1 protein-coding gene is annotated in these 414 nt (G+C 61.1%); it reads left to right on the top strand.

Annotation, left to right across the window (positions count from 1 at the left end):
- On the top strand, positions 1–249 hold a 249-nt coding region (locus tag NMQ14_RS19645; RefSeq protein ID WP_257098515.1), incomplete at its 5' end, for a molybdopterin dinucleotide binding domain-containing protein.
- Between the last annotated feature and the right edge of the window lie 165 nt (positions 250–414).

The following is a 414-nucleotide window of genomic DNA, read 5'->3' as shown; positions in this document are numbered from 1 at the left end:
GTGACGGTCGAATCGCGCCGCGGCAAGATCGCGTTGTACGCGCGTGTCGATGGCAACGTGCCGATCGGTGCCGTGTTCATCCCGTTTGCGTATTACGAGGCCGCCGCCAACATGCTGACCAATCCGGCGCTGGACCCGTTCGGCAAGATTCCGGAGTTCAAGTACTGCGCGGTGCGCCTGAAGAAGGGCGGGACGCCGACCCGACTGACGACCTACGGCGGTGGTCAGGCGAAGATGGTAACTGCCTGATCCATCGCGTGTTTGACCAGAACCGGGGCCGAGTGCCCAGGCGTTGGATTAACGTGTTGCTGACCGAGGCTGACGGCGGCGGGCAGGTCAACCAAAACCTACCCGGTGGGCAAAATCGTATTTGATCCCTATTGGAAGCGGTAACAGATGAATTCAGGGCGCCCA

The sequence above is a fragment of the Methyloversatilis sp. XJ19-13 genome (genome assembly GCF_024580155.1).
Taxonomy (GTDB): domain Bacteria; phylum Pseudomonadota; class Gammaproteobacteria; order Burkholderiales; family Rhodocyclaceae; genus Methyloversatilis.
The sequence above is the reverse complement of the archived record's forward strand: the minus strand, read 5'-3'. Positions and strand labels throughout refer to the sequence as shown.